The 5,831-nt window shown below is 39.8% G+C and carries 3 protein-coding genes; 2 read left to right on the top strand and 1 reads right to left on the bottom strand.

All coding sequences use genetic code 11. The features are described from left to right. On the top strand, nt 1-678 hold a 678-nt coding region (locus AC1DWN_RS26010; protein ID WP_477561794.1), incomplete at its 5' end, for a hypothetical protein. A 596-nt stretch (nt 679-1,274) separates the two neighbouring features. Continuing rightward, entirely contained in the window at nt 1,275-1,493 is a 219-nt protein-coding gene (locus AC1DWN_RS26005) for a hypothetical protein (RefSeq protein ID WP_477561793.1), read from the top strand. Between the two features lie 248 nt (nt 1,494-1,741). Here the strand turns inward: AC1DWN_RS26005 and AC1DWN_RS26000 are convergent, their stop codons facing one another. After that, on the bottom strand, nt 1,742-5,740 hold the full coding sequence (locus tag AC1DWN_RS26000) for an AAA domain-containing protein (RefSeq protein ID WP_477561792.1): 3,999 nt from the start codon (nt 5,738-5,740) through the stop codon (nt 1,742-1,744). Nucleotides 5,741-5,831 lie beyond the last annotated feature (91 nt).

Raw genomic sequence — 5,831 nt, 5'->3', positions numbered from 1 at the left:
AATCAGCTTAGTCAATCAACCTATTACAAAATAAGCAAGATTTTGAGGAATCTTAACATCACTCCTTATGATGTTCAGTCTACAATAATGAATTTCCAGAAAAAGCTGAAACATGACGAACCAGCCGCCTATGCATGGACAGTTGCCTATATCCGATCAATGGCACAGGCATCGGTTAAACTTAGCAGCGGCGGCTATCAGCGTAATTACAGTTTAAAGGTTGCCTCTATTGACATTCCGACGCAAGCACTGGTATGGAAAAAGGTATCCGGAAGTTCTCTTTTCAATATCACGCCAGACGGCACCGCCTCCATTCCTGAACAGGCGAATATTGCAACCGCGGTTATTCAGGCGGCTATCGTCAACCCAAATAGCGGGGAGAATAAAGTTATTTTCCAGAAAGAAGTGACCATAATCGCTGACAAAGACCCATCAATAATTTTCCAGAGCATCATGAATGATTTCGAAAGCAAACTGGGTGAAGTACAAAGTAAGCTTAACGTCGCGACAACGCACGAAGAGCAAACGCAGTTGCTTCTGGAATTGATGAATGCAGGAAAAGCGGCGATTAAGCAAATTAAAATGTTAAACATATCCGAAGCAATAAAAACGGATGCCATTGACACGATAACAAAGGGGATTGTACAAGCGGCTAACAGTTTGCTGATCGTTTTCTAAGGTGCTGCGTCTGCCGCTTAGTCTATAAAAGTGCCTTGATCTTAGATCGTTCGGTAAATAGACAAAAAAGGGACTATAATTATGTAAGTCCCTTTTTTCGTTTCTTCGAAAAATGGTTGTTGCTTGACAATGGGATATGGTTATTCATTTGCAAATGTGAGGGACAAACTTCACACTTCTTAGGACTGGATGGTGGCGAGGTATGCTCCTTTAGTTTAGTCTTTAAAAACCTCTTTAAAACCTCTTTAATAATCGCCTTAGCCTTCTTTACATCCTTTGAATGGCGCAGCAGTATATCTGCTATCCTCTGTTGTTATATTGCCTTTTGTTTATTAAACGGCTCTCCAATAAATATTGTTATACTGTCAAGTTCTCTAGTTTATTTCGTCGGAATATACCTCTATTTCCATAAAGCATTATCCCAAAAAAAGCAACGAAATAATGAAAATTACAGTATCGGAGGCTTCCGGAAAAATGGAGATATATATGAGATACACGTAGGCCAGGCCACCCCAAAGAAATTTTATGACAAACTAACTAGGACTATATATTATTGTCAAAAGAAAAATTTATTTCTTGAGTATATAGCAGCCAACATGACTGAAGATGAACTACATAGTGAGTATGGCGAAGCAATTGTTGATATTAGGAGGCTTGGGCTTTATAGCCTCCTCATCTTTAAAGGTTTTGCATTAAATGCATCTAAATCCGTTATTCAACAAACAACAAAACCTCTTTTAAAGGTAATTATTGATGCAAATAAAATTATGTTAAAAGAGCGACCTAATGGCAGATATATCATATCAAGAAGATAAAAGCAGAGTTCCACCAAGTTAAGCTTCTTAAAATGCTGCCCTATTAAATTAAAAAATGAAAGTGTGAGTACATATTAAACTTTCGTTTTTTGTTAACCTTCCATCAGCATTGAAATAGTTTTTTTACCATTGATTCTTGGATCTTCATTTCAATAATACGCTTTTAATTTTAACAGGCAAAAACAATCCTTAAAGAATCATCTGAATGAGAAAAAGCAGAAGAGGAAGCTCCTCAACTGCTTTTTTCATTATTTGGATCGTACCATATCCTTGCCTTTGCATGTCTTACAGTTCCGTCCATACAGGGTGGCTAAATGAGGGTCATAGAACTCAGACAAATCCTTCATTTGAGCGCATTTTCCACATTTCTTAATTTGCTTGCTCTCGATTTTCTCATATGTTTCCGCGACTTCCTTGCGCAGATCATCCTCTTCTTCTGCTTCCACTAACTTAAATGTACGAGCAAATTGTCGATCCAAATACTGCAATGGGTTGTCACGAATAACGAACTTGTTAAGACGGATAAAGGGGTACCCGTAGGATTCAATCGTTTTCTGGCGCTCTACGTCAGACTCCACATAGTACCGTGAGTAGGTAAACTCATTAATCGAATCACTGGGCTTAAAATGAAACTCAAAACCATCATATTCAATTATCACAGTACGCGCCCGATCACCTGGTTTTCGGTAGATCAATAGGAAATCGGTTCGGTAAGCCGGTATCGTAGCCATAGGATCTAATTGCTTGATATACCTGCCAATATCAAACTGAGGGATGATCTCTATGTACTCCTTATTTTGTTTATAAAACTTCGTCTGCAAGATCCATTGCAGGACCATGGGCTCCATTTTGGATCTACTGTCTGTTTGTTCCAACAATCTAGCCTCATCCGGACCTCGGAGCATGTTTTTGAAATATTGAAGAACCCTGCCTGCCTCATGTTGGATTTCCTCCGGTTCTTTGCTCAGCACAAATCGAATGCTTTCTTTCGAACGACTTAAACCCACATTCAGTCGTTGCGCTTTAAGCGATCCATTTTCCTCTTCCGCAGCCTTATCCAACCTAACAGGGAATATGTACTTCAGACTATCCTCACCCAGCTTCTCAACCATGGAGTAGTATATAATATCCCTTTCTTCTCCTTGGCAGGAGTCAAACGTCATGATCTTGAGGTGAAACTTCTCCATGTAGTACTCCCAATCCTTAGAAGCCAGAATCCTGCTTGTCAGCAGCTTCTGCTGATTAGTGAACGGTGTGATGATTCCAACCGTTCCTTGATAATTCATTTGTTTCAACCGATCAAGCTCCTCAAGAATATAGTGAATCTCATCGGTATTTGTGTTTTTTATCCTTTCTTTACGTGGATCCGCCTGGATGACATGAAATTGCAGCACTTCGTTCAAACTAACACCACGTATCTTCATCACTTGTAGGGAATCCTGATAAAAGTTCTTATTTGAATAGCTGATGAGCTCAATATAACCCCTAAAGTGCTTCTTCAGGCTGCACTCGTAATTGGGAATATTTTTCATAAAATCGAGAATGGAGTTCTTGATATTGAAATTTTCGATCTTCATCTCTAGACTCYCACGCTCAGATTCAGGGCGTTTAACGATATCCTTCTTGAAAGCGTCTCGTACCCGATTGAATAAGGCGTTGTTTTCTCTGGTAGAGGCGTTATGTGACTTCACATTCGCAAACTGCTTGGTATCCCCTAGGACGACTGTTTTCTTACCGCGAATGATAGCTGGAAAAGCTTGAGCAATATTCACCTGAGAGGCCTCGTCAATAATCACTACATCAAATAGATTCGCTTCCAATGGTATAAACTCTCCAAGTTCTCGAATCCCAACAATGAGACAAGGAAAAGCTTGCACTAAAGGGTCCAGCAGATGCTTGGGTATCTTTTTCTTAGCACGAAAGATCTTGCGCAGCTCCTCGGCATCATTCCTGTAATTCTCACGGAATTGTACGACACTGTCATCCAGAATATTGGTCATCTTCAAGATGAGCCTATTCTCTAAGGTCCCACGTTGCTCTACATAAAGATTAGCCGGCGGCTCGTTTTCTTTATTAATAAAGTAATGAGTTTGCAAGGATGCCACTACACTTTGTATTTCTTCTTCGGAGGTTCTGGCGAAAGACCAGAGCAGTTCATTATCCAGCTRATCCGAATCCATTCCAAGAGTTTGAATAGTCATTACAAGATTCTTTTTCGCCTTCTCCACTTCCCGGATCTGGCTTACAATGTTCTCCAGCAACCCGATGACAACCGACAATGTGCCATCACGAAGTACCTTGAAAAGATCAATAGTTTCATTTTTCCACTTCTGTTCCAGTTTAGATGACTGTTTATAAAACTGGAGTTCATTTTGAAGCGCCGTTCGTTCCGCTTTTATTGGGAATTTCTCAACTCCGAAAAACTCTTCATATAGATGTTGCTCCAGAGCCTTGATCTTTTTCCCGACAAATAGAAAGCCGAACAAAGGATTTCTTAGCTCATTGAGTTCCTTCATGGATTGATCCAAAACTTGAACTTTTGCTGCTTCAATAACACGAAGAAACTTGAAGTTTTTCTCTTCCTTATTCAAGTTTGTATGAATTGGTTGCAGTTCCCTCAAAAGTGCTTCGATATCGGATCTCCATTTGTCAAAAGTCATTTCATCAAAATGAAACTTGATTTGACTCATTTCTTTTAACTGATCCAATTCATGGAGAATTCCGGATAACGATCTCCACAGATCAAAAAGTAGCTGCGGTTTCTTACCATCACTTAGCTCAGCTAAATCTAACCGACTCTTCCATTTCTGTTCGAAAGTCAATTCATAAGCAACATACTTTTGAACTTGATCCGAATGAAGGAAGTATTGGGACTCAATTTCACTCTCAATATCATTTTTCATTTTGGTATGGGTTTCTTTAATTTCGGATTCGACCTGTTCCTTGTGTCTGCGGTATGCCCCATGCCGGGTTTTGATTTTCTCATAATTGACGGTTTTGAAAATACCAGCGAAATTCGAATCCTTCTTGCCAAGGCGCAGAATCGGATTCTGTACGAAGTCTTCCAGCTTCATTTTGTCCAATACAGAGTTTATCTTGTCCTCTACGACATTCAAAGCTTCATTCTTGTCGCTGACCATCAGGACCGATTTCCCGCTCATTAGTGCATTAAAAATGATGGCCGTAATCGTATGGCTTTTTCCAGTACCAGGAGGACCCTCGATAATGATCCGGTCACATCCATCTGTGTCAATCGCCTTAAGCACTTGGATTTGCTCTTTGTTTAGTGGGATAGGACTCGTATAGCTAAGCCTCTCACTACAGGTCTTGTTCTCATAATCCTCTTCAATGACACGAGCATAGGACTTGGGGTTACGAACCAGGAAGTCTTCACTGAGCTTGTTAAATAGAGCCAATGCCTCGGAGTTCTCACCGGACTGGAGCAAAGTTAATAATTCCTCGTAATCATTTAGCAATGATTCATCTGATTTGTCAGCTAGTACTAGGTAACATTGATTCGTAATCTCGTATTTACCGTTTTTATTTTTCAACTCAGAATCCTGTATTAAGTTAAGATCGAATGCCCGTAGCCCCAGGAAATTAGTTAATTCGCTGACAATGCTTTGAAGATAAGTAATGAATTCCGTTGGATTTTGAAAATTGGCCAAATAAATATGCCGCGGTGGAAGCTCAACGTGCCAGTCCTTCTTTTGTTCTTCCGCATATAAACCAGTCACGTATTCAATCGCCTTCTTATTAATGAGCAACACAGAATCGAATTCAATGGAAAATGCACCTTGCTCATTTTGCTCAATTGAAAGTGGAAGATAGAAAACTGGGTACCGTTGCTCCTCGTTGCCTATATCATAAAAATACAAATAAAACTCATGCTTATCCGTCAAGAGTTTATTTTTCCAAAGCTCATAAAGCTCGTCATATAAACCTGCAAGTCGATACTCATTGAGATAATTTATGACATCGGAAACTGTGGGCTCCACAACTTCTTCAAGCAACTGCTCAATATTGAATTTCCCTGGCAACTTCCGTTTACGTAATTCACGATTAATATAAGTCTCAATGGAGGAAAAATTCATGTTTTCATCATCGATTGAATCCACTGCTTGCTTACAAATGCTCTCCGGAATCCGAATTATTGCGGAATCACGGTTAATCGCCTCGAATGGATTATTGTTGAAATGCGACAGCAGAGCTTTTATCGCCATCTCATTGATGCCTGGATAATCCATTAAGTGAACTTCCGTTTCAGGTTCAGCATCTATCTTGCGACTTGGTGCCGATCGGCCTGAAAAATCCGATTCCTAAAACGACATATAATAT

The sequence above is a fragment of the Paenibacillus sp. P4_A7 genome (genome assembly GCF_056402455.1).
This window is presented reverse-complemented; position numbering and strand designations above follow the sequence as displayed.

What these genes read in the sequence shown, in the direction of transcription:
- AC1DWN_RS26005 (WP_477561793.1), top strand. Translation starts at nt 1,275, where the DNA reads ATGACTGAAGATGAACTACATAGTGAGTATGGCGAAGCAATTGTTGAT.